Origin of the sequence: Sporosarcina ureilytica (assembly GCF_001753205.1) — a bacterium.
Taxonomy (GTDB): Bacteria; Bacillota; Bacilli; order Bacillales_A; family Planococcaceae; genus Sporosarcina; species Sporosarcina ureilytica.
In genome coordinates, this window is the sequence record NZ_CP017560.1 from 642,665 (window position 1) to 663,947 (window position 21,283).

A 21,283-nucleotide genomic window follows, 5' to 3' on the forward strand; every position below is an offset into this window, starting at 1 on the left:
TACTCTTTTATTCCAGCTATACTTAGACGTTTACTCTGAATTCAGGACAAGTATTTTTAAAATCTTATTTAATGTTTTGTCCGCCGTCATCCGCATTTTGCCCGCCTTCGTCAGCGGCTTGGCCATTGTCATCGGCATTTTGTCCTTCATTGTTTGCGGCTTGACCACCATTCGATGCATCTTGTCTTACGTTTTCATCACCGGCAATCCCGCCAGTTTGAGCTTGGTTCCCACCAGCGTTTCCGCCTTGGTTGGCTAAGTTATTGGTATTATGGTTGTGAATATTGATGTGAATTGTGAGCCCGTACTTATCGCTTTCTAAAGTGATAACATCCAAGTCGTCTGAATCCTTTGACTTACTCACTTTAAAAAGTTCATGCGCTTCATTCGTTGTCTGCTTCTTCCGTTTGTTACGATGAGGTTTTGGAGGCAAGAAAATTCCCTCCTTTCTATTAGATTTGTTTTGGTTAAATTCAAGGAACAATTTTACCCAATATTTCTTCCACCTTTATTAGATGCTTGTCCGCCTCTATCCGCAATTTGTCCACCTTGGTCAGCGGCTTTACCGCCGTCATCCGCAGTTTGCGAGCGGTTATGAGCTACCTGTCCACCGTCAAAGGAAACTTGACGATTGTTCTTATAGCCAGCCATCGCTAGGCCTTCAGCTCTATTTCCACCGGCATTTCCGCCTTCATTTGCAAAGTTGTTTTCTATTCGCTCCGACATTTCATTTCACCTCCTGTTCTCAGTAATATACGCATATACTTCCTACGACAATTAGACGTTTACAATCTGCAAAACAACCATTTTTATGAAATGGAGCCATTGGTGAACAAGGTTGGGGAAATGGACGGTAAAAGACCCTCGATGAAAAATGTCGAGGGCGATTTCTTCTATTTTTTTATGGATTGGCGTCCTAAGCATATTAGCGTCCATTTAAAGATTTTCCAAATTAACACCATGAACAGGAAGTAGCCGAAGAATGAGTACAAATGATTCCATTGGTCTTCCACTTGCAAAAATCCCAATTGTATTGATCTACGTTCAAAAAATGGAACGAACCCGCTAACGATTAGGGTGAATACGAGTCTTCCTCTTCTAGACATTTCGCCTATCAAGTAAAGGTAAAGCAATGTTAAAAAGGGGAGGATCACGATCGTAAACAGAATATTAATTGAAAATATTTCAGGGAAAGGGCGCGTCGGGAATGTGTAGAAACCTTTACCGACAAAATACAAATCTAAATAAGTTCCGCATAAGGAAGCGAAAAGGACGGCAGATACATACGAAATAAGGTTACGGAAAGATTGCTTTTTTAGCGATGGCGGCAAGCTCGAGGCGTTCGAGTGTTTCACAGTATTCCTCCATTATATTTCCATTTATCGGTCCGTTTTCTTGCTTCAAATAGTGGATTACACGCCAATCCTCGAACCAATCAGCAACTGCTGATCTGTCCGGGATAAATCTTGCTCTTCCAACATAGCGTCGCGTTTGTCGTTTTCTAATTGAATTTTAATGGTCAGTAAGTTCTCTGGAAGCTGTAATTTGCCCATTAAATTTCTTACAAGATTTAGCACGGGTCACCTCCAATGGAAACTGTTCTTCATATAGGAGTATGAGGAACAATATACATATATGAATGACGATGACTAGGAGAGAAAATAAGGTGCCAGTCACCGAAACAATCATGTTAATTACTACAAACATGATTATTATAATATTCATGTTTGTTTGAGTGACTGGCACCAAAAACAGTACTATAATAAAGATTATCTAGTGTGTAGACATTCGCAAAAGCGAACGCAGAAAGGAACTTTTGAATTGCAACTACTACTTACGTTTAGCATTTTAGGCGTTACAATTGTATTGTTCATGACGAATCGGTTACGCGCTGATCTTGTTGCATTACTTGCACTGTTGGCGTTTGTCGTGACAGGGATCTTGCAGCCTGCAGAAGCGTTGTCGGGTTTTTCGAATTCCGTTGTCATTATGATTGCTGCACTTTTCGTTGTGGGGGCGGGCATTTTACGTACAGGGCTCGCGCAAATGGCGGGTAACCTTTTACTTCGGTATGCGGGAGATAGTGAAAAACGATTATTTCTGTTGCTTTTATTGATTGTCGCCTTTGTCGGTGCTTTTATGAGTAACACGGGGACCGTTGCGCTGATGATGCCGATTGTCGTCAGCATCGCGATTCGCATCGGAAGCAGCCCTTCGAAATATTTGCTGCCACTGTCGTACATTGCCAGCTTTTCAGGCTTACTAACATTGATTGCTTCACCGCCAAACTTAATCGTTTCGCAGATGTTGCTGGAAAATGGTTTTGAGCGACTAAGTTTTTTTCAAATGACACCAATTGGCTTAATCGGCGTTGCGATTGGCATTACATATTTGTATATTGTTCGGCATCGAATCGTTCCGAAAGAGGTGCGCAAAGGAAGCGGACAATCATCGCAAACTTTATCACCGAAGCGGCTAGCAAGAGACTATGCACTAGGTGGCAAATTGTTAGTCGTGAAGGTGCCGCCTGCGTCTGCCATTGTTGGAAAGCGGTTAACGCAGTTAAAAATTCCTGTTCGCTTTCAACTTTGCGTGTTAAAAATTAAACGAAAATCGCTTGAAGGAACATTGAAATTTTTACCGATGACGTATCACGAAATGGCAGGGCCATTAAGTGCGATTGAAGGAAACGATATTTTGTACATACAAGGGACGAAAGAACAGGCGACGCATTTTGCAGAGGCGTATGGGCTTGAACTGTTAGGAGCACCGTCTGAGCCGGAGGAATTGGTATCCAAGGAGTTGGGGATTGCCGAAGTGTTGCTGACGCCAAACTCTAGCCTAATCAATCAAGACATACGTACAGTCGGCTTCCGGGAAAAATACAATTTGAATATTATCGGTTTGAAGCGACAAGGCAAACAAGTCATGCAAGATATGACGAAACTGCGCCTGCGATTCGGTGATGCTTTGCTTGTCCAAGGGACTTGGGATGCGATTGAGTTGTTGGCGCGTGAAACGAATGACGTCGTTGTTGTCGGACAGCCACAAGAACATGCGAGCACTGCTTCCGCGAACGGGAAAGCATGGATTGCGGGTATTATTATGGTGCTGATGGTCGTGCTGATGATTGCTGAAGTATTTCCAGCATTTGTCACAGTACTCATCGCCGCCGTATTGATGGTGTTAACGGGCTGCGTGCGAAATATGAACGATGCTTACGGGCAGATTAACTGGGAAAGTATTGTTTTAATTGCCGCCATGCTACCTATGGCGACGGCACTTGAGAAATCCGGCGGGATGCAGTTGCTGGCGGATGGTATTATTCGGTTGCTCGGTGACTTTGGGGCAATAGGGGTGCTTGCAGGAATTTACTTCATGACGATGCTGTTTGGTCAATTCATTAGCAACACGGCAACCGCGGTTTTATTTGCCCCGATTGCTTTAAATGCGGCGATGGCGCTCGGTGCAAATCCATATGCATTTCTAATCATCGTGGCGGTTGGCGCTAGCATGTCATTTGCAACACCGGTCGCTTCACCTACGAATGCACTTGTCATGACAGCAGGCGGCTATTCATTCCGCGACTTTGCAAAAATTGGCGTTCCGTTACAACTCATCATGTTCATCGTCATGATGATTGTGGTGCCGCTTTTGTTTCCGTTGTAACTATATAATTATTAAGGTACCAGTTTATAAAACAGCTCATAGTTGTTTGATAAACTGGTACTTCTTTCATTACATATTTATTGACTTGTGCAAGAATCGGTTCGTCTATACACCGCTTAAAAAAGTAACCGCCCTCCACACCGACTGATAGTCAGGTATTCAATTTATGCTGCGAATTTTCATAAAAAATCTACGGAATATGCTATTATAATAACAGGTGATTAGGCCTATGCTCATGCTCATGCTCATGCCCATGCTCCTTAGGAGGACAGGGCTATTTTTTATTGATAAAAAGCGCTAGGTTCCTATTGAATATCGAACTATTTAAAATCTAGCTATAAGAATATAGAGAAAGGAGATGAGATCATGCAACCTTTCAATCTAGCGGTTCTCGATTCACTAGTAGATCAAATCGCTGTATTGGATCACGAAGGAGTTATTATTGCCCATAATCAATCTTGGATTAATTTCTCCAATGAAAATGGCGGTAATTTACGTAAGAATGGGGTAGGCGCTAATTACGTTGCTGTCTGTCCCGAAGACATTAAAAACGGCATTATGCAAGTGTTAGCGGGGAAAAGTGACCATTTCACCTATGAGTATCCGTGTCATTCTACGCATGAATATCGTTGGTTTTTGTTAAGAGTGACGCCGATCAAAATTAATGAGCGCAGCGGGGCAGTTGTTTCCCATGTAAATATTACAGACAGAAAGTTACTAGAGATTGGGGTGGAAAGGAAAGAGCGGCTCTATCGTCATATTGCTGAAAACTCGACTGATTTTATTTCGCTGCACACCCGTGATGGAGCATATACGTATGTTTCACCGAATTACTCCTTGTTAGGGTATTCGTCCAGTGAATTGGTAGGGAAATCACCGCATGATTTCATACATGAGGACGATATCCAAAAGATAAACGATTTGAACGATGATCCCTATACGATTGGTGAAACCAAAACGAGCACTTACCGTTTTAGATGTAAAAATGGTCGATACATTTGGATGGAATCCAAATACAAGTTTGTATTATCTAACGATGACGTAGCAGGTGAAATGATCTGTGTATCTAGAGATGTCACAAAAAATAAGCAAAAGTTAATCGCGTTAGAGGAAGAAAAGCAATCATTAAGGAAGACAGTTTATACGGATTCCTTAACAGGTGTTTCGAATCGTCGATATTTTAAACGCCAATTTAAAAAGATGTATCAACAATCCCTACAAGATTGTACGCCCTTTTCTTTAGTGATCATAGATATTGACTATTTTAAACAATATAACGACACTTATGGTCATCAAAAAGGGGATGAGTGTTTAAGTAAAGTGGCTAATGCACTTGCTAGAGGTGTAAGGGAAAATGATACGGTATGTAGAATAGGCGGGGAAGAGTTTTGTATGATTTTTCCCCATACAAATAAAGAGAAAGCGATTTCTTTAGCAGAAAGAATTTGTAGGAAAGTAGAAGGATTACAAATTCCTCATCACAATTCAGCGGTTAGTAAGTTTGTAACCGTTAGTGCAGGTGTTTCATCTACAAGTGGTAGTTTTGAGTATGCAAATGAGAAAGAATTATTTCGATTAGCGGACCAGGCTTTGTATAGCGCAAAAAAGGATGGCAGAAACTGCGTACGCTTTTAATGCGCATAAACTTAGGTGCCTGGTTCTAACACAATGTCGAATTGTTTTAGAATCAGGCACCTTTTATGACTAGTGATTGATTTCCGATATCCTTTCTTTGCTTAACCCAGTTGCTTCTGCAATAAAATCTATCTCCATGCCCATAGCAAGCAGTTGGCGGGCCGTTTTTTCCGTGCCTTGTACAATGCCTTGTTCTAGCCCTTGTTTAATGCCTTTTTCAATTCCTTCTTTTACCCGGAGCTCAGCTTCAAGGATCATCGATTCCTCATCGAAAAGTTGTTTAACACGTGCTTTGTATGCCATTACTTCTTCCTTTGTACCGCTCAGTACTTCCCAGTTTTCAAATGCTTCCCGTAATGTTTCATCCTTCATAGCAATCGCCTCCAATTCTGTAAAAATATCTTCGTATACTTTCTTATTGCGCCGGTCTACCATTCCGAGCAGTAGCAACCAACGAGCGAGTATGTCATTCCATGGATCCAAATTACCTCGCCAATAGATCTAATCTGGCTTGCTTCGCCTCTCTATGTTTTCCACCGACTTCAATATTTTCAAATGTAATGGTTTTAATTGCTTTACGATTGGCGCGTTGCAATATCGCATTAAGAAAGACAATTGTAAGGATTTATTCTTTTCGCTGCCAAATAATTGTTTGAATGCAAAGTCTATTTTTAAGTCCATTAGTTTATCTAGTTCAATCGTTTTCAGCAGTTTTCCACCTTACTTTCTTTAATATACCATGTTTTCAGTTAATTAAAGAACAGGTTGCGTTCACTATATAACGAATGAAATTTTAAGTAGGGTTACGTTGCCATATTGCGAAATAAATGAATCCTTTTTCGGAGTATTCCGTATCTATTACCAGGAGCTTTTTTATTGTTCATAGATGATGAAACAGATGTCTAGATATTTTCTTTAGGAGGGGTAAAAATGATCATTACGCTGTTAGGTGTTGTGTTGTTTATTGGATTAGGAATTGTTTTTGCCAATGGTAAAGGCTCTTTTTTAATCGCAGGTTATAATACACTGCCTCCAGAAGAAAAGGAAAAATATGATACCGTCGCCCTATGTAAATTTATGGGGAAAATGATGTTCTCATTGTCATTTTGTATGGTGCTTTGGGCAGTGAGTGAGGCATATGATGTGAACTGGCTGTTTTATATTGGTCTTGCTTTATTTATTGCCATCGTTGTGTTTATGCTGATCTATGTCAATACGGGGAATAGGTTCAGAAAATAGAATGAAAATGAAAGGCGGAAAATATGAAAATAGGATATAGGCGTCTGTTGCGTATATTTACAGCCATTCTATCAATTTTCCTGTTGGCTATTTCTGTGAGCTATGTGAATCATAAAATACAGTTATCAAAAGAAGATGAATTATTTGTTCCGACTGGGCAACTTGTAGAGGTTAATGGTCATAAAATGCACATTTATACAGAAGGAAATGGAGAGGAAATGCTCGTTTTTATGTCTGGTAGCGGAACGAGTTCACCTGTATTAGATTTTAAATCGCTGTATACCTTGTTAAGTGATCAATATAGAATTGTCGTGGTTGAAAAGGCAGGTTATGGATTTAGCGAAGTCACAGATAGGAATCAAGACATTGATACAATGCTATCCGAGACAAGAAAAGCTCTTTTAAAATCAGGCGTTGAAGGTCCTTATATTTTATTTCCACATTCTATGTCCGGCATTGAAGCGCTAAACTGGGCGCAGGTCTATCCAGATGAAGTAAAAGCAATCATTGGATTAGATATGGCTGTTCCCGCTGTTTATGAGAATTTCGATATGAATATGTCGTTTGTTCGGTTAGGTGCTTTTGCTGCAAATATTGGTGTACCGAGGTGGATTAAAAATCTGTCTGAAAGTGATGCAATCCACTATGGAACGTTGACAGATGAAGAGAAAGAATTATACAAAGTCATTTTTTATAGAAGAACCTTGACCAAAGATATGGTTAATGAAATAAAAAATAGTAAAGCAAATGCTCAAAAAGTCAATGAAGCTGGCATACCAAATGTACCTATGCTTTTATTTTCTTCAAATGGGCAAGGAACAGGGTTTGATGAAGAAATGTGGATTGAAATTCAAAATGATTTTATTACTAGGAATTCCAACGCGATGCTCATTGAGTTAGATTCGTCTCATTATGTTCATAGTATAAAATATGAGCGAATCGCGGAAGAATCGGTGAAGTTTATAGGAGGTTTAAGAGATTAGGATGGGCAGGACCTCAATTGATTGGGGAAAAGTGACTGGCACCAAAACTACCCGTCCTGCTTAGGCACCAAACAATCACCAAACCACCTGGGTGAATATATTGATATAAACGATTAGGTAGGAGTGGTGAGGTGTGTATATAAATAATCCCTATGGCTACAGACAACCGGAAATAGTTAGCGGAGCATATGGTGATGTGAATGGTGACGGGGTGACAGATTACGTATATTTGACGGCAGTACAGTCGGCAGATCCATCGAGTCCCTATGTAGAGCAGATTACATTAAATATTCAAGACGGTTTAACAAAAAATGTTTATACCATTCCGCTAGATGAAAGCGGTAATTCAGGTTACGAACCAACTATCTTCCTTGGGGATTTTACGAAGGATGGCATCATGGACATTCTGATTTCCATTCAATCAGGTGGATCTGGCGCGTTTACGTTTAATTATATTTATTCATTCGTTAATAATCGAGCTAGGAAATTGTTTGACTATGAGCAATATAATCAGCTAAATCAGTATACAGTCATTTATTTGGATCAATATAAAATAAGTGTACAAAGTTTAGCAACAGGCGAGTCGTTTCTAATTGCTATTAATGGCAGAGGTGCCGATTATCTCTCGCAAATCTACAATGAAGATGGAACATTAAAAGAACCAATTACGGGTATGGCTGATGGGGTTAGCGGATTCTATCCAGTTGATATGGACCGCGATGGTGTGTATGAAATACAGGCCTATCAAAAAATTAGCGGGCTTTACCATGCAGATTCATTTGGGTATGTCATCAATACATTGCAATGGGATGGCCAAAAGTTTGCGATATGGCAGCAATGGATGGCGATCTTTGGAAATAATTAACACTAACCATCCACGCGCTGTAAAAAGCAAGCACTCTCCGATTTGCATACGATAACAATAGAAAGTAGACAAAGGGAGTGAACTGCATGTCGAACGGTCAGCTGCAAACGCTGCTCACACCAACGCCGGAGGAAGGTTTTAAATTAGCGGTTAAGCTTGCACAAAAAGGGGTAGAAGTTACACAGCCATCAGAAGAAATCAGGGGAATGTTACGTCCAGTCTATTCTACAGATGCAGATAGCTTAATATCGGTCTCACAAGTTATCGCCATATATTTTCAAACTGTTGCTTTTGCTAATAATTATTGGATTTTGTAAAATCAGGTGCCGTCACCCAAATATTCATGTTAATTACAACAAATATGATTATTATAATATTCATGTTTGTTTGAGTGACTGGCACCAAGGATTCTCCTCTTCCCACACTTTTTGAAGTGTCCTAACAAATGCTATCGTTGGCTGTGCACCCGAAATCGTATGTTTTTTATTGAAAATAAAATAAGGGACTCCGGTAATCCCATATCGCTTCGCATCACTCTCGTCTGACCTTACGTCATTTGCATAAAGAGTCTTGTCATGTAGAACCTCTAAAGTTTCTTTTCTTTCTAAACCTGATGCTTCCGCGATATCCGCAAGTGTTTCAAGATCTCCTATATCCCTGGCTTCAGTGAAGTAGGCATAAAATAATTTTTCTATAACAGTTGTTTCTTTTCCATGAGACATACCGAACTTTATTAAACGATGAGCATCGAACGTATTTGTTGATTTCAGCTCTTCAAAATTGAATGTCAAACCAATATTCTTTGCCTGCAGGGCGATACTTGCAGAAAAGTGTTTTGCCTGCCCAATCCTCATGCCATGTTTCGATGATAATTTTTCGTAATAGCTTTTCCCATCGTATAACTCTGCATTTGAATCTAGCTCAAAGCTTTTAAACTCAATCTTCACTTGATCCTTATGGGGAAATCGATCCAACGCCTCTTCTAATTTACGCTTTCCAATATAACAAAATGGACATGCGATATCAGACCAAACTTCAATTTTCATCATAAGCGCCTCCTTGTTAAAGGGAATGTGATAAAAAATCGTATTTAATTTATATAATAATGTAGGCATCATTTATCAAATGCACTCATTCTTTATTTGGAAATAATTTATTCCCCAACAGACTATTTGTTTTATTATGGAGCAAAAGGAATTTTACCAGTAAACAATAAAAAAATTGTGATGATCCAAAAAGCAAAGAAAGATGATGAAAGAATCAATGAAATCATTGGCAGTATATTTTTCTCTGTTTTCTTAACTAAACCAACCACTGATAAGATAATACCCGCACCTGTAAGAAAAAAAGTAATATAATCACCAATTAAATATCCTACGTTTGCTATTTTGGTAGGTTCCACAAACACAATAAAAAAACAAACAATACCTATACATAGAGAAGCATAGCTAATTACACCGTGTTTTTTGGGCATACTCATTTCATTTGTCAAAAAAACACCTCCTCAATAGTTTCCTGATGTTCCAATTCGCAAAAGTTACGATACACCATTCAAGCAATCTGGCCTTTTTGTATAAGGTTATGTTTATGGAAAATAAATAATATTTGTATAACTAGTATATCATTTTCAATTCGAGAAGTTTGAATGAGTAGTAAATCGTCTGTTATACATGGGTAGATAATTAATATGCTCAAGACTGGTTGAAATTAAAACTGCGGAAAAATAACTTCAAAAAGTGACTATCCAAGGCCCAAGGTAGTCGCTTTTTTATTGTGGATAATCTTTTTAAAATAAATTTTAATGTTATCGGAAACCCAAATGATATTCCAACCGTCCCAATCATAACATTACAAAACAATAAAGTTTTATCGTTACTCGATAAATGTTGTTGTAATGTAAAAATGAATTGAGGTGCTTTTTATGAAACAAGTATCAACACTTTTTTTACGAATTGCTGTTATTTTTATTGGGCTTCCAGTGCTCGCGATCTGTATATTTTTAGTGCCTGAGATTGGGCATGTTGCCGGACAATTATTACCGGAATTTGCATCTGTTAAATATTTTGTGTTCTTTCTATTTTATGGTTCTGCGCTACCTTTTTACTTTGCCTTGTATCAGGCGCTGAAACTATTAAGTTATATTGACAAGAGTAAAGCCTTTTCGCAGTTCTCTGTAGAAGCTTTGAAGAAAATAAAATACTGTGCCATTACGATAAGTAGTTTCCATGTGCTCCTTTTGCCGTTATTTTATTTATTTGCCGAAATGGATGATGCCCCGGGAGTCATTTTTGTAGGGTTAGTTGTTCCGTTTGCTTCAATGATTATCGCTGTCTTTGCTGCTGTTTTACAGAGACTTTTACAAGAGGCAATTCAAATAAAATCTGAAAATGATTTAACGGTCTGAGGTGAGCGCAATGGCGATTGTGATTAACATAGATGTGATGTTAGCCAAAAGGAAGATGAGTGTTACCGAACTATCAGAAAGAGTGGGCCTCACGATGGCGAATATTTCTATTTTGAAAAATGGAAAGGCAAAGGCAATCCGTTTATCAACTTTGGATAAGATCTGTAAAGCGTTGGACTGTCAGCCTGGTGATATTTTGGAATACAAGGTTGATGAGGAGATTGTGGGCAAATAATAAATACGAGACGGGGCGCTACTTATGGCTGTGACAATACAAAATGCGAGTAGAAAAAAGGCACGACTTGTGGGCGCATTCAAACAACTTTTTCATTTCGGTTGGGAGCAGGCTTTGTCTTGTGTATTTCCTGTTGTGATTTTCGGGAGTTTAGCTTTAACGAAAATAATCTCCCTTCCTTTTTTGCCAAGGTATGATTGGCTGCTGATTATCTTCCTTTTCATGCAATGGTGGATGGTGCGCTCTGGGCTTGAAACGAAAGATGAATTAAAAGTAATTACGTTGTTTCATATCATTGGTTTAGCGCTTGAAATTTTCAAAGTGAATATGGGCTCCTGGTCCTATCCAGAGGAAGGGTTCTTCAAAGTTTTTGGCGTGCCTTTGTACAGTGGATTTATGTATGCAAGTGTAGCGAGCTATCTTTGTCAGGCATGGAGGCGTTTGAACGTTGAACTCGTTAAATGGCCACCTTTTTTCGTCGTCGTTCCCCTTGCAACCGCGATATACTTGAATTTTTTCATTCACCACTTCTGGGTTGACATTCGATGGTGGTTAGCTGGGCTTGTCATGATTGTCTTTTTTCGGTCCTGGGTTTTGTATGAGGTTAATGGAGCTCGTTATCGTATGCCGCTTGCCTTATCATTTGTGCTCATCGGATTTTTCATATGGGTGGCGGAAAACATTGCGACATTCTTTAATGCTTGGGAATACCCGAATCAAGCCGACGCATGGAGTCTAGTTCATCTGGGAAAAGTGAGTTCGTGGGTGTTATTAGTCATTGTTAGTTTTCTAATTGTAGCAACGTTAAAACAGATAAAGAAGAAATATAGGCATGGGTGAAAATCAAGTACTTGTAGTTCTGCACCCCAAAAGGTAGAGGTTAAACTAGCCATTGGGGTGTATTTTCACTCCTCAATTTTGTTGTGAGACTTCTTCCATGTTTTGATGATTATTTCAGGAAGCATCACGAAGACAAGGACACCGATTGCCAATGACAATAGCGTTGCACCACTGATTACATTGAAAAAGTATAGAGCCAATGTGACGACAGATAAAAAAATTCTCCAAGGTACTAAATATTTTTTCATGATTTCCTCCCAGACCTGTGATAATTAAAATGCTACGTAAAACGGATGCATCCTTTCATCCAAACAATATTCAATCCTTTGTCTAAAGTTGCTTACAGTCACCATTTCTAATGCTTTATCAATAGGAAAATACCCGACCTCCAAGCTTTCCGGGGAAGTTGTCGGCTTGCCGCCAATAGGCTTTGCAAGGAACAGGGTATTGCAAATGGATCGTTCCACGTTTTGAAATATGCCGCAAAACTTTAAAATCTCTACATCAATCCCTGACTCTTCTTTCGTTTCCCTAATGGCGGCGTCTTTCAAAGATTCTCCTTCCTCAACCTGACCACCTGGCATTTCCCATCCTCTTCGCGGCCCTTTAATTAATAGAAGCTCATTTTCTTCATTCAGCACAATCGTTGCTGCTGAAACGATATGTTTTGGCGGTGTGTAAACTTGTTGTTCCACTAGGCAGCCTCCTTATCTATTTCACTAGATTATTTCTAACTAAAAATGCCTCATTAAATGTGATTGGAATGCCAATCCCGTCTTTTTCCGCATGAATGTGTAAGTGGGGTTCACTCGTGTTGCCTGAATTACCAACCCATCCAATTGGGTCTGCCACTTTAACACGATCTCCTTCTTCCACTTTTACACTGTCTTGCTGCATATGTGCGATGTAAACAATGGAATTCGTGTTATCACAAGCTAGCGCAACATAATTTCCTTCTGGGTGCTCTGCATCTTTGTCAGGGGGCGTCCAGTCAGGAAGGTTACTTCTGGACTCTAGCACTTCACCATCACACGGGCTGTATAGGGGTTCTCCGTAAATTGCGTATTTGTCTAGTTCTTTCGGATAAAACCCGGTTGTCCGAGTACCAAGTTTATTCAGTTTTACAATATCTAAAGCAAACTGTTGAGGCTCATAAGCGTTATGGTAATTCAACTGCGTGTGGCTTCCGCCATGCCCGACGTAATAGGTTCCATCCTTTAATGGGAAAGTTAATTCAATTGCTTGCTGTTGTGTAAAATTACCAATTAAAGCAGCGACGTTGTTAAATCCAAACACGACAATCAGGAAGACATGAATACCTGCGCTAGTCTTTTGTTTTTGCGTAAATTTAATATGGAAGGGTAGCTTTTTTATCTTTTTCCAAGATAGGAATACCCCAATGAACAACATGATGATTAAAAGATAACGCAAGTAGTAACCAATCCAGTCCCATCTACCTGTTTGAAATGTCCAACTAACAATCATTATCGTAGCCAACAGTTGAATCAGCCATTCGGACTGACTAGTTTTCTTTTCTTTCCATAGCATAACGATGAAGGTGATAGGTAGTACGAATTGAATCATTACAATTTGCAGAAAAGCTGAAAACAATATCGTGCCTCCTTTTCATTTACTCATATAATATATTCTTCCTCGCTACTAAGCTTCACTAATAATGGAAACAGAAGTAAAGCAATCACGGCTAAAAAAGGGATTGAGCTCAGCAAGACAACTTTTGGAATATCAAAGAAACTACGAAATAGAAGTGGCAATAAAACAATAGCAGTTAAAAGGCTCACTTTTATTTTTGACGATTGTGTTTGATATTGTTTTTCCCCGCAATTAGGACAAGCCATTGCAGGATTCAATGTCGTCGTTTTTTTAATCGTTTGTTTCCAGCTCCACTTGCTCTTGCAATTTTCACAGACAGGCATTTGAATCCCTCCTTGTTAACTAATAATTTGTCTCGTTTCTCGAATAGGCTAATACATCATTTTTAGGAATCAGGTGATTGATAAATATGCTGTAATATTTTTTGACTTACTACTCATCCTAGCTTTTGGAGGTGACAAAAATGAAAAAACCAGAAAAATCAAAAGCTGTCGGTCAAAAATCCAGTGAAATGAATACTGTGGATCAGGGGTTAAACTTGGTTGCGCAAGTAGTGAACAATGCAACAGGTATTGACAAGGGGAACGATGGTAAAGTCGAAAAAGAGAATAAATGAAACGCCTTATTTTGGGCGTTTTTTTATGTGATGAAACGACTGTTATTTGAGTGCAATGGTTTTAGCTCTTCTCTCTGAAACCCCAAAAAATACCGCTAACACCAATAAAATAATTGGCGTAAGACCTACGTACTTCAAAGCAATATTTATCCCTAAAAAATAGTACGAAATGGGTGAAAATGTAATAGCACTAATTAACATAAAAAGCCATGAACGATGGGAAATGCCATATATTATTGTGATTAGTGAAGCCAGTAGTGAGGCGTACCAAAGTAAAAGCATGCTAATCCTCCCTTGTATGATGATAAGATTTAGTCAACTATTTATCGGAATAATTAATCTCCATATAATAATTATATCATTTTTGATTCTAGAAGAATGAATTAGGGGGAAATTGTCTGTCATGCATTGGTAGGTGGATCGTTGGTACCCAATACAAACTAAAATCCTTTCCGTTGTGCGCATAACCTTTGCGGGCTTAATTTACTTGCGTATTGTATAGAAAGGAGAATTGGTGTGTTTTTTCTCCTCTTTAATTGATGTATAGGGAGGTGGTATGGACATGTTATTTTTTGAAGATGAAATAGAAAAAGTGCGTAATATAGTTGGGAAAACAGGACGAAATACGATGAATTTACAAGATCCACGAATAAATGGCGAATTACAGCGGGAGCTGAACGCCAGAAAAATGGAGGCGAAAAATCTACGAGATCGGCGAAATCGTTTGTTGAAAGGATATGATTGGTAATACAGAAGTGTTGAAGTATAGACATTAATCCATTTGTTTCAATTATAGCGTCGACCTCAATGATTTTTCTCTTCTCACTCACCCCCTCTAATCTTTTTAGAAATTAAGTATGCAAATGGATTAAGTTCTGACCATTTGGACAGACGTATGCTAACGGAAAAAGCACATCAATATAAATAAGTTGACGTGCTTTTTGTTGTATCCCTATAATGGCGTATTGGTGTAAAACACTATATTGCATGTGACAAAGGTACCCTACATAAATATTATGAAACTTATCATTCTATAATCCGTAATAGAGGAGAGGTTGATTAGAACACGTTAATTGGATTTCGTGGTCGGGGGATAAACCGCGGATACGTCGCTTTTTATATTGAAGAGTTTAGAGAATTTGATAAGTAGATGCATATATATGAGATGGTAAAGAGAGTCCTGATTTTTATTAATTTAATTGAATCCAAAAGGGGAATTGCATTTGATTGGTAAAGTATCTAAAGGGATTTTGAAAACGCTTGCCTTTGGCGTAGGTTTATGGATTACTATTTATGCAATTATGGTGACTGTTACTATATTTTTAAGTGATTATGACCTCTTTGATACCGTTGATAGCCCCGCAGTGGTCACAGAAAAATTCTCGAAAAAGGGGTTGGTCGGTACACCGACATATTATGTTCTTGTTGATTTGAATGAACAAAACCCTGCTAATGACATTGAAAATCGAGTGTTTTCGTGGCAATTTAATCGGCTTGAAGTTGGGGATACGATTAAAGGGCATTATATTCGCGGAGAACATTTTATTACTACATTAGATGTAATTGTGGACAGTATGATTGGGTTCGTATTTCTTCTAGCGTTTCTAATTCTTCTCATTTCATTAGTGTGTTGGCCGGTTTATGCATTTGTTGAAAATCGAAAGAAACAGAAAAAGTTGCCACAAGTAATCAAAACATTTTATAGAAAAAAGAATGCACGTAAAAAGAGAAAACTAATAAAATCAGACGGTTTATTCCTAAAAGTTTTTCGAAAAGCATTTCTTCCAACAGTGATGGTGATGATGTTATTGTCCATAAGTGGTTTCCTCCTCAACAGCGTCCAAAAGTTTTCGCCAATAGGCAAGACAAAAGTGGAAGCACTCGTGACCGATTCGGATTCATATGGTCGAGAATACTACGGTTCGGGTCACATGACAGATCCTTATTATTCCTTGGAACTTTTAGTGAGAGATGAAATAGGGAAAGAGTACAAGGTTATTAAAGAAGTGACGCGGAATGTTTATAAAAAACATGCGATAGGAGATACGATTAAAATTTCCTATATGAATGGAAATCCATACAACGTTTTCGTCCTAAATTACTCCTTATATTCCCTAGAAATAGTTACATACGGCAAATTCGCACTTTGTATCATTATTTTGATGTGTCTACTATTGTATCTTGTTATGAAATTTAAAAAGAAAGCGTAAAGGATAAATACAATTACCTGCTCAGAATCATTTTGACGATTATCGTCCTTATCTAGTTACTGGGGCATTTAGTTTTCTTTCTAGCCGCAGGAGTTGTTTTGTTTGTTTACATTTATATTTTATTGAAGAAAATAGGTGGAGAATTTACTGTGATTGCTAGTGGGGCTCAACAGAAAGATAACCGTAAACGTTGCGAATCAGACGTTTACGGTTATTTTTTGTGGATGGCATATGGCGAGCCAAACATTCATGTTAATCGCAATAAACGTGGATATCGTGAAATTCATGTTTGTTTGGGTGACTGGCACGAGACTGACTACTTGCAAAGGTATACCCCCTATGGTATATTTGGTTTAACATAAAAAAATCAACTAAATTGGAGGCGGAAAGAAAATGTTTTACAAATCATTCACAGATCAAAACTTGGCGCAAAATGCTTATTTGGTAGGTTGTCAGAGAACAGGTGATGCGGTGATTATTGACCCTCCACGTGAGTTTGATCATATTTTAGCTATTGCGAAAGAGGAAGGTTTACGTGTGACAGCCGCAGCGGATACACATATTCATGCAGATTATATTTCGGGTGCACGTCAGCTCGCTGTTGAACATGGCGCGAAATTGTATTTGTCTGATGAAGGGGATAAAAACTGGAAGTATGAATATACAGAAGGCATCGATGTGGAATTGGTGAAAGAGGGAGCTACATTTTCTGTCGGGAACATCGACTTTGAAGTATGGCATACGCCAGGACATACCCCGGAGAGTATTTCGTTTATCTTAACGGATCGTGGTGGTGGTGCGACAGGTCCGATGGGGATTTTCACTGGAGACTTCGTTTTTGTTGGCGATGTAGGACGTCCGGATTTATTGGAAGAGGCGGCAGGCATTATGGGAACGGCTGATAGCGGGGCGCGTGATATGTTCAAATCGATTGAACGCTTTAAAGAGTTACCAGATCATTTAGTCGTCTGGCCGGGCCATGGTGCAGGTTCTGCTTGCGGAAAGTCACTTGGGTCTGTTCCGATTTCAACAGTAGGCTACGAAAAACAATTCAACTGGGCACTTCAGTTTGACGATGAAGAATTGTTCGTAAAGGATTTGTTGAAAGAACAGCCAGAAGCACCTGTTTATTTTGCAGAAATGAAAAAGCTAAACAAGGTTGGTCCTGCTGTTTTAAAGCATGAAGACATCGATGTGCTGTTAGATACGGCATCATTTGAAGCTGCAATGGCTGGGGACAATACCCTTGTCATTGATACAAGAGCGGCTGCTGTTGTGGAGAAAACCCTTGTACCAGGATCCATCAACATTCCTTTCAATAAATCATTTACGAACTGGGCGGGCTGGCTTGCGAAATACGATGAGCAATTGCTTTTAATTGCAGAGGAAGAAAATCATGAAAAAGTCGTGATTGCATTACAGTCTATCGGATTGGATCATATTGTCGCGATTGTCGATCCAATCGCACTGGAAGGGTTGACATTGCAATCCTATGACACACTGTCTGTTGAGGCATTTATGGAGGAAATGAAAGCAGCGAATACATTTGTAGTGGATGTGAGAAACGATGCTGAGTGGCATGACGGTCATTTAGAAGAAGCGAACCATCTGTTTCTTGGGAAATTACGTACGACTGAAATGCCAGCGCAGAAAAAACTGCTCATTCATTGTCAAAGTGGTGTGAGATCCGCAATTGCTGCAACTGTTTTAAAAGCACGCGGTTTCGAGGATGTCGCGCAACTTGAGGGTGGGTACAACGCTTTAGGGATTTAGGGAACTTTAAATTAGATGTGAAAATAGGAAGAGAGGGAACAGGTGCGTCTAAGACGACCCGTTCCCTTTTTTCTATTGTTGTGTGTGATTGCTTTGAATTTGCAAGGCAGGAAAATGCGGGAGGACGTATTCGCCTAACTCCTGAAGCACATCTTCCATGGGTCTTGTTGCAAATTTGAGCGCGATAATGACATGGTTGACACCAACCGCTTCTAGACCTTTTAAAAATTCAATTAAAAATCGATGGCCGCTTCTGAAGCCTAAGTGGATTGGCGTCGGATCAGCGTCCGGGTCTTCCAATAAATCGATGTAAAGAGATTGTGTGAACGGTTTGAATTCATCCGTGAATGCTCTCCAGTCGCGGATGATTTTAGCTTGTTCATGGATTCCGCGCGGGTACCCAATCCATCCGTCACCGTTTTTCGCAATCCACTCAAGTGATTGCCCCGAACGTCCTGTGACAAATGTTGGGATATCTTTTAACGTCGGTTTTGGTAAAATATCCGCTTCGCCATTTAGTGATACACGTTCTGTATTGATTGTTGGGTAAGATGTTGACCAAGCTTTCTTTGCTGCATAAAAAGTTTCTTGGAATAATTCAGCTCTATTTTCACGGTCCACACCAAAAACATTAAATTCGATTGGACGATCTCCCGTTGCAAGGCCGAGTAATAGTCTCTCCCCTGATATTCTATCAAAGGAAGCGGCAGATTTAGCAAGGTTTAATGGATGCTGGAAAGACGTGATCGCACTTGCGGTACCTAGCGCAATGTCACTTGTATGTGCAGCAATATGACTCAGATATACCCAAGGGTCATACATTTGCCCTGCATCTCCAAAAGTTGGATCATTTAACGGCACATCCCGGACGAATAAAGAAGCGAATTGCTGTTTTTCAGCAAGCTTTGCTAATCGAATTTGCTCGTCTAATAAGGTGCCAGTCACCCAAACTATCGAGTTAATCGCAATAAACGTGAATGTTGTGAAATACATGTTTGTTTGAGTGACTGGCACGAACTCGCGCCTACCTTTCTTCTAGTTAACTCCACCAGAAAAACAGTTGACACAAATGCTCGTTCACCGTATTATTGTGAATATTATCGTAATAGATTGGTGGGGGAAAGTATGAATGTAAGGGATTTAACATATGTCGCATTATTTGCAGCGGTGATGGGGGTTTTAGGCTTAATGCCGCCAATTCCCATTGGGGTTATGCCCGTGCCAATTACGTTACAAACGTTAGGCGTTATTTTAGCTGGGGGTATATTAGGCGCTCGTTTAGGGGCGATGAGTCAAATTGTATTTTTGTTAATTGTTGCAACGGGCATGCCGTTGTTGTCAGGTGGACGCGGTGGATTAGGGGTTTTTGTTGGTCCGAGTGCAGGTTACTTACTTTCTTGGCCAATTACGGCGTTTTTAATCGGTACGATTCAGTCACGTTTTCGTAAAATTCGTCTAGGCAACGTTTTGCCATTAAATTTGACGGTCGGTATTTTTGCAATCTACTTAATTGGTGTCCCTGTACAAGCCTTTGTCATGGACCTTGGTGTGTTAGATGTTGCGAAAGCTAGTTTACTATTTTTACCTGGAGACATTATCAAAGCAACGATTGCTTCTTTCTTAATTGTTAATTTACAAAAATACCCAGTCTTTAATCGGAGAATGTTGCCGAGTTAATTGAGGTGATTTCATGACTTTTATTACGAGTACATATGAAATGCATGTCAAAAACCATCCAGAAAAAATCGCGGTTTATACTGAAAATGAGGCAATTAACTATCGCGATTGGCAAGAACGTATTCATAAAACTGCGAATTGGTTAACTGGCATAGTCGGTAAAGGAGGGAAGGTCGGTATTTTATTACCAAATGGCATTCCTTTTTTACAGTTGTTTGCGGGTGCATCGGCGGCGGGTTTAATTGCTGTTCCGCTCGATATGAAATGGAAGCGTAGCGAACTTGAACAGCGTCTAGCGTTAGCAAAGCCATCGATTGTTATGACAACGAAGGCTTTGGCGCAACGTTATAGGTTGAGTCATGATGAGGTTTTGATTTGGGAAGAGGTTGCGGAAGACATTCTGGATGCGGAGTCGGTGATGCAAGCACAGGCCGATGAAAAAACGTTATTTTATATGGGTTTTACATCGGGAACGACTGGCGTACCAAAAGCATTTGTCCGTCATCATCAGTCGTGGATTAAAAGTTTTTCGAGTAGCCGAAATAACTTAGGACTGTCCGGAACAGACCATGTACTCATTCCAGGGGCACTCGTTCATTCTCATTTTTTATACGGTGCGATTTGCACGTTGTATTTGGGCGGGACAGTGTATTTACAACCTACATTTTCACCACGCAACGTATTGGATTGGATGCAACGTTTGCCTATAACGGTGATTTATACAGTGCCGACGATGAATGAAGCCATCGCCGCGCAAAGTATTCAAATGAAACGGCCAATCAAAATCATTTCTTCTGGCGCCAAATGGAATGAAGCATCGAAAAATAAAATTCGCGAGCAGTTTCCAAACATGACGATGTATGAATTTTACGGGGCAAGCGAATTAAGTTTCGTTACCTATTCACATGATACGTGGAATCAGGAAAAGCCTATGTCTGTTGGAAAGGCTTGTGATGGTGTTCGTCTCGAGATCCGAGATGCCAACGGAAATGAAGTTAAAAACGGTATGATTGGAAAAATCTATGTGAAAAGTCCATTGCTTTTTGCGGGTTATGTTCAACCTAATACGGACATTTTACAAACACTTCAAGATCAGGATGGCTGGGTCACAGTTGATGACTTGGGCTATTTGGACGATGAGGGGTTCCTTTATTTGGTTGGCCGTGAAAAAAATATGATCATTTGCGGCGGGGAAAATGTTTATCCCGAAGAAGTGGAAGCGGTGTTGCTTTCGCATCCGGATATCACAGAAGCCGCAGTCATAGGTGTTGAAAATCGTTACTGGGGACAAGTTCCGGTTGCATTTATTCAAGGAGATGTGTCCAAGTGCGAATTGAGAAAGCTTTGTCGTGATCAATTATCGACCTTTAAAGTGCCGAAGAAATGGCATTTTGTTGAGGAATTCGACTATACGACGAGTGGAAAAATTGCACGTCATGCGTTAGAAAAGCTTTTACCGGCGGAGGTGGGTCAACATTAAACGTGCAGTGATTGTGAGAGCGAAACGAACACCTATCGGCAGGGAA

General features: G+C 39.7%; 29 protein-coding genes. 16 read left to right on the forward strand and 13 right to left on the reverse strand.

Annotated features, from left to right (window positions below):
* Nucleotides 1-64: 64 nt before the first annotated feature.
* The 4 genes from BI350_RS03280 to BI350_RS16825 all read right to left on the reverse strand — a co-directional run bounded on the left by BI350_RS03280 (nt 65) and on the right by BI350_RS16825 (nt 1,577).
* Nucleotides 65-433, reverse strand: coding sequence for a hypothetical protein (locus BI350_RS03280; RefSeq protein ID WP_075526827.1), 369 nt, complete (start codon nt 431-433; stop codon nt 65-67).
* Nucleotides 434-486: 53 nt separating this feature from the next.
* Nucleotides 487-726 (reverse strand): hypothetical protein, encoded by a 240-nt coding sequence (locus BI350_RS03285; protein ID WP_075526828.1) that lies wholly within the window; start codon nt 724-726, stop codon nt 487-489.
* Nucleotides 727-893: 167 nt separating this feature from the next.
* Complete coding sequence (locus BI350_RS17285) at nt 894-1,355, reverse strand: CBO0543 family protein (RefSeq protein WP_281181728.1); 462 nt, start codon at nt 1,353-1,355, stop codon at nt 894-896.
* Nucleotides 1,356-1,412: 57 nt separating this feature from the next.
* Nucleotides 1,413-1,577: a hypothetical protein gene (locus BI350_RS16825; protein ID WP_155767461.1), complete on the reverse strand. Its 165-nt coding sequence runs from the start codon at nt 1,575-1,577 to the stop codon at nt 1,413-1,415.
* Nucleotides 1,578-1,872: 295 nt separating this feature from the next.
* On the opposite strand from BI350_RS16825, the gene BI350_RS03290 reads away from it, so the two are divergent.
* Nucleotides 1,873-3,669 (forward strand): SLC13 family permease, encoded by a 1,797-nt coding sequence (locus tag BI350_RS03290; protein WP_245698325.1) that lies wholly within the window; start codon nt 1,873-1,875, stop codon nt 3,667-3,669.
* A 366-nt stretch (nt 3,670-4,035) separates the two neighbouring features.
* On the forward strand, nt 4,036-5,304 hold the full coding sequence (locus BI350_RS03295) for a sensor domain-containing diguanylate cyclase (protein WP_075526830.1): 1,269 nt from the start codon (nt 4,036-4,038) through the stop codon (nt 5,302-5,304).
* 69 nt (nt 5,305-5,373) lie between these two features.
* Here BI350_RS03295 and BI350_RS03300 read toward each other — a convergent pair whose 3' ends face one another.
* On the reverse strand, nt 5,374-5,787 hold the full coding sequence (locus tag BI350_RS03300) for an Rpn family recombination-promoting nuclease/putative transposase (RefSeq protein ID WP_082294945.1): 414 nt from the start codon (nt 5,785-5,787) through the stop codon (nt 5,374-5,376).
* A 447-nt stretch (nt 5,788-6,234) separates the two neighbouring features.
* On the opposite strand from BI350_RS03300, the gene BI350_RS03305 reads away from it, so the two are divergent.
* The 4 genes from BI350_RS03305 to BI350_RS03320 all read left to right on the forward strand — a co-directional run bounded on the left by BI350_RS03305 (nt 6,235) and on the right by BI350_RS03320 (nt 8,708).
* Nucleotides 6,235-6,543: a DUF3784 domain-containing protein gene (locus BI350_RS03305; protein WP_075526832.1), complete on the forward strand. Its 309-nt coding sequence runs from the start codon at nt 6,235-6,237 to the stop codon at nt 6,541-6,543.
* 23 nt (nt 6,544-6,566) lie between these two features.
* Complete coding sequence (locus tag BI350_RS03310; RefSeq protein ID WP_245698293.1) at nt 6,567-7,526, forward strand: alpha/beta fold hydrolase; 960 nt, start codon at nt 6,567-6,569, stop codon at nt 7,524-7,526.
* Between the two features lie 133 nt (nt 7,527-7,659).
* Complete coding sequence (locus BI350_RS03315; RefSeq protein WP_075526833.1) at nt 7,660-8,391, forward strand: FG-GAP repeat domain-containing protein; 732 nt, start codon at nt 7,660-7,662, stop codon at nt 8,389-8,391.
* Between the two features lie 86 nt (nt 8,392-8,477).
* Nucleotides 8,478-8,708, forward strand: coding sequence for a hexameric tyrosine-coordinated heme protein (locus BI350_RS03320; RefSeq protein ID WP_075526834.1), 231 nt, complete (start codon nt 8,478-8,480; stop codon nt 8,706-8,708).
* Nucleotides 8,709-8,768: 60 nt separating this feature from the next.
* On the opposite strand, the gene BI350_RS03325 is transcribed toward BI350_RS03320, so the two are convergent.
* Together BI350_RS03325 and BI350_RS03330 are read right to left on the reverse strand one after the other, a co-directional pair.
* Nucleotides 8,769-9,437, reverse strand: a complete 669-nt coding sequence (locus BI350_RS03325; RefSeq protein WP_075526835.1) for a DsbA family oxidoreductase — start codon at nt 9,435-9,437, stop codon at nt 8,769-8,771.
* A gap of 134 nt (nt 9,438-9,571) precedes the next feature.
* Entirely contained in the window at nt 9,572-9,883 is a 312-nt protein-coding gene (locus BI350_RS03330; protein WP_425423237.1) for a hypothetical protein, read from the reverse strand.
* A gap of 429 nt (nt 9,884-10,312) precedes the next feature.
* On the opposite strand from BI350_RS03330, the gene BI350_RS03335 reads away from it, so the two are divergent.
* The 3 genes from BI350_RS03335 (at nt 10,313) to BI350_RS03345 (ending at nt 11,870) form a co-directional block, all read left to right on the forward strand.
* Nucleotides 10,313-10,795, forward strand: a complete 483-nt coding sequence (locus BI350_RS03335; protein ID WP_075526836.1) for a DUF2975 domain-containing protein — start codon at nt 10,313-10,315, stop codon at nt 10,793-10,795.
* Between the two features lie 10 nt (nt 10,796-10,805).
* Nucleotides 10,806-11,030: a helix-turn-helix domain-containing protein gene (locus BI350_RS03340; RefSeq protein WP_075526837.1), complete on the forward strand. Its 225-nt coding sequence runs from the start codon at nt 10,806-10,808 to the stop codon at nt 11,028-11,030.
* A gap of 69 nt (nt 11,031-11,099) precedes the next feature.
* Nucleotides 11,100-11,870 carry a DUF817 domain-containing protein gene (locus BI350_RS03345; protein WP_211117190.1) on the forward strand — a complete coding sequence of 257 codons (771 nt, stop codon included), beginning with the start codon at nt 11,100-11,102 and terminating at the stop codon, nt 11,868-11,870.
* 65 nt (nt 11,871-11,935) lie between these two features.
* Here BI350_RS03345 and BI350_RS03350 read toward each other — a convergent pair whose 3' ends face one another.
* Genes BI350_RS03350 through BI350_RS03365 form a run of 4 tightly spaced genes read right to left on the reverse strand, consistent with a single transcriptional unit; the run spans nt 11,936 to nt 13,804 of the window.
* The gene (locus BI350_RS03350) at nt 11,936-12,118 is read right to left on the reverse strand and encodes a hypothetical protein (protein WP_075526839.1); all 183 of its coding nucleotides are present in this window, start codon (nt 12,116-12,118) and stop codon (nt 11,936-11,938) included.
* A 24-nt stretch (nt 12,119-12,142) separates the two neighbouring features.
* Entirely contained in the window at nt 12,143-12,565 is a 423-nt protein-coding gene (locus BI350_RS03355; RefSeq protein ID WP_075526840.1) for an NUDIX hydrolase, read from the reverse strand.
* Between the two features lie 16 nt (nt 12,566-12,581).
* A complete protein-coding gene (locus BI350_RS03360) occupies nt 12,582-13,481 on the reverse strand; it encodes a M23 family metallopeptidase (RefSeq protein ID WP_245698294.1) in 900 nt (299 codons plus the stop codon).
* 23 nt (nt 13,482-13,504) lie between these two features.
* On the reverse strand, nt 13,505-13,804 hold the full coding sequence (locus BI350_RS03365; RefSeq protein ID WP_075526841.1) for a TIGR04104 family putative zinc finger protein: 300 nt from the start codon (nt 13,802-13,804) through the stop codon (nt 13,505-13,507).
* 140 nt (nt 13,805-13,944) lie between these two features.
* On the opposite strand from BI350_RS03365, the gene BI350_RS17035 reads away from it, so the two are divergent.
* Nucleotides 13,945-14,097 carry a hypothetical protein gene (locus BI350_RS17035; protein ID WP_168157244.1) on the forward strand — a complete coding sequence of 51 codons (153 nt, stop codon included), beginning with the start codon at nt 13,945-13,947 and terminating at the stop codon, nt 14,095-14,097.
* Between the two features lie 42 nt (nt 14,098-14,139).
* Here the strand turns inward: BI350_RS17035 and BI350_RS03370 are convergent, their stop codons facing one another.
* Nucleotides 14,140-14,379 (reverse strand): hypothetical protein, encoded by a 240-nt coding sequence (locus tag BI350_RS03370; RefSeq protein WP_075526842.1) that lies wholly within the window; start codon nt 14,377-14,379, stop codon nt 14,140-14,142.
* Nucleotides 14,380-14,659: 280 nt separating this feature from the next.
* Here BI350_RS03370 and BI350_RS03375 point away from each other — a divergent pair, with 280 nt between their 5' ends.
* The 4 genes from BI350_RS03375 (at nt 14,660) to BI350_RS03390 (ending at nt 18,080) form a co-directional block, all read left to right on the forward strand.
* Nucleotides 14,660-14,845, forward strand: coding sequence for a hypothetical protein (locus tag BI350_RS03375; RefSeq protein WP_075526843.1), 186 nt, complete (start codon nt 14,660-14,662; stop codon nt 14,843-14,845).
* 475 nt (nt 14,846-15,320) lie between these two features.
* Complete coding sequence (locus tag BI350_RS03380; protein WP_075526844.1) at nt 15,321-16,307, forward strand: hypothetical protein; 987 nt, start codon at nt 15,321-15,323, stop codon at nt 16,305-16,307.
* Nucleotides 16,308-16,405: 98 nt separating this feature from the next.
* On the forward strand, nt 16,406-16,669 hold the full coding sequence (locus BI350_RS03385) for a hypothetical protein (protein ID WP_075526845.1): 264 nt from the start codon (nt 16,406-16,408) through the stop codon (nt 16,667-16,669).
* Between the two features lie 31 nt (nt 16,670-16,700).
* On the forward strand, nt 16,701-18,080 hold the full coding sequence (locus BI350_RS03390) for an MBL fold metallo-hydrolase (RefSeq protein WP_075526846.1): 1,380 nt from the start codon (nt 16,701-16,703) through the stop codon (nt 18,078-18,080).
* 72 nt (nt 18,081-18,152) lie between these two features.
* On the opposite strand, the gene BI350_RS03395 is transcribed toward BI350_RS03390, so the two are convergent.
* Nucleotides 18,153-19,094 (reverse strand): LLM class oxidoreductase, encoded by a 942-nt coding sequence (locus tag BI350_RS03395; RefSeq protein ID WP_245698295.1) that lies wholly within the window; start codon nt 19,092-19,094, stop codon nt 18,153-18,155.
* A gap of 111 nt (nt 19,095-19,205) precedes the next feature.
* Between BI350_RS03395 and BI350_RS03400 the strand changes: the two genes are divergently transcribed.
* Both BI350_RS03400 and BI350_RS03405 read left to right on the forward strand, forming a co-directional pair.
* A complete protein-coding gene (locus BI350_RS03400; protein WP_075526847.1) occupies nt 19,206-19,757 on the forward strand; it encodes a biotin transporter BioY in 552 nt (183 codons plus the stop codon).
* A 13-nt stretch (nt 19,758-19,770) separates the two neighbouring features.
* On the forward strand, nt 19,771-21,237 hold the full coding sequence (locus tag BI350_RS03405; RefSeq protein WP_075526848.1) for an AMP-binding protein: 1,467 nt from the start codon (nt 19,771-19,773) through the stop codon (nt 21,235-21,237).
* Nucleotides 21,238-21,283: the final 46 nt, after the last annotated feature.

Bases quoted from the DNA above. Each gene is read 5' to 3' on its own strand.
- BI350_RS03400 (WP_075526847.1), top strand. From the start codon at position 19,206: ATGAATGTAAGGGATTTAACATATGTCGCATTATTTGCAGCGGTGATG.
- BI350_RS03295 (WP_075526830.1), top strand. From the start codon at position 4,036: ATGCAACCTTTCAATCTAGCGGTTCTCGATTCACTAGTAGATCAAATC.
- BI350_RS03310 (WP_245698293.1), top strand. From the start codon at position 6,567: ATGAAAATAGGATATAGGCGTCTGTTGCGTATATTTACAGCCATTCTA.
- BI350_RS03365 (WP_075526841.1), bottom strand. From the start codon at position 13,804: ATGCCTGTCTGTGAAAATTGCAAGAGCAAGTGGAGCTGGAAACAAACG.
- BI350_RS03305 (WP_075526832.1), top strand. From the start codon at position 6,235: ATGATCATTACGCTGTTAGGTGTTGTGTTGTTTATTGGATTAGGAATT.
- BI350_RS03325 (WP_075526835.1), bottom strand. From the start codon at position 9,437: ATGAAAATTGAAGTTTGGTCTGATATCGCATGTCCATTTTGTTATATT.
- BI350_RS03285 (WP_075526828.1), bottom strand. From the start codon at position 726: ATGTCGGAGCGAATAGAAAACAACTTTGCAAATGAAGGCGGAAATGCC.
- BI350_RS03340 (WP_075526837.1), top strand. From the start codon at position 10,806: ATGGCGATTGTGATTAACATAGATGTGATGTTAGCCAAAAGGAAGATG.
- BI350_RS03375 (WP_075526843.1), top strand. From the start codon at position 14,660: ATGTTATTTTTTGAAGATGAAATAGAAAAAGTGCGTAATATAGTTGGG.
- BI350_RS03390 (WP_075526846.1), top strand. From the start codon at position 16,701: ATGTTTTACAAATCATTCACAGATCAAAACTTGGCGCAAAATGCTTAT.
- BI350_RS03370 (WP_075526842.1), bottom strand. From the start codon at position 14,379: ATGCTTTTACTTTGGTACGCCTCACTACTGGCTTCACTAATCACAATA.
- BI350_RS03350 (WP_075526839.1), bottom strand. From the start codon at position 12,118: ATGAAAAAATATTTAGTACCTTGGAGAATTTTTTTATCTGTCGTCACA.
- BI350_RS03335 (WP_075526836.1), top strand. From the start codon at position 10,313: ATGAAACAAGTATCAACACTTTTTTTACGAATTGCTGTTATTTTTATT.
- BI350_RS03320 (WP_075526834.1), top strand. From the start codon at position 8,478: ATGTCGAACGGTCAGCTGCAAACGCTGCTCACACCAACGCCGGAGGAA.
- BI350_RS03290 (WP_245698325.1), top strand. From the start codon at position 1,873: ATGACGAATCGGTTACGCGCTGATCTTGTTGCATTACTTGCACTGTTG.
- BI350_RS03405 (WP_075526848.1), top strand. From the start codon at position 19,771: ATGACTTTTATTACGAGTACATATGAAATGCATGTCAAAAACCATCCA.
- BI350_RS17035 (WP_168157244.1), top strand. From the start codon at position 13,945: ATGAAAAAACCAGAAAAATCAAAAGCTGTCGGTCAAAAATCCAGTGAA.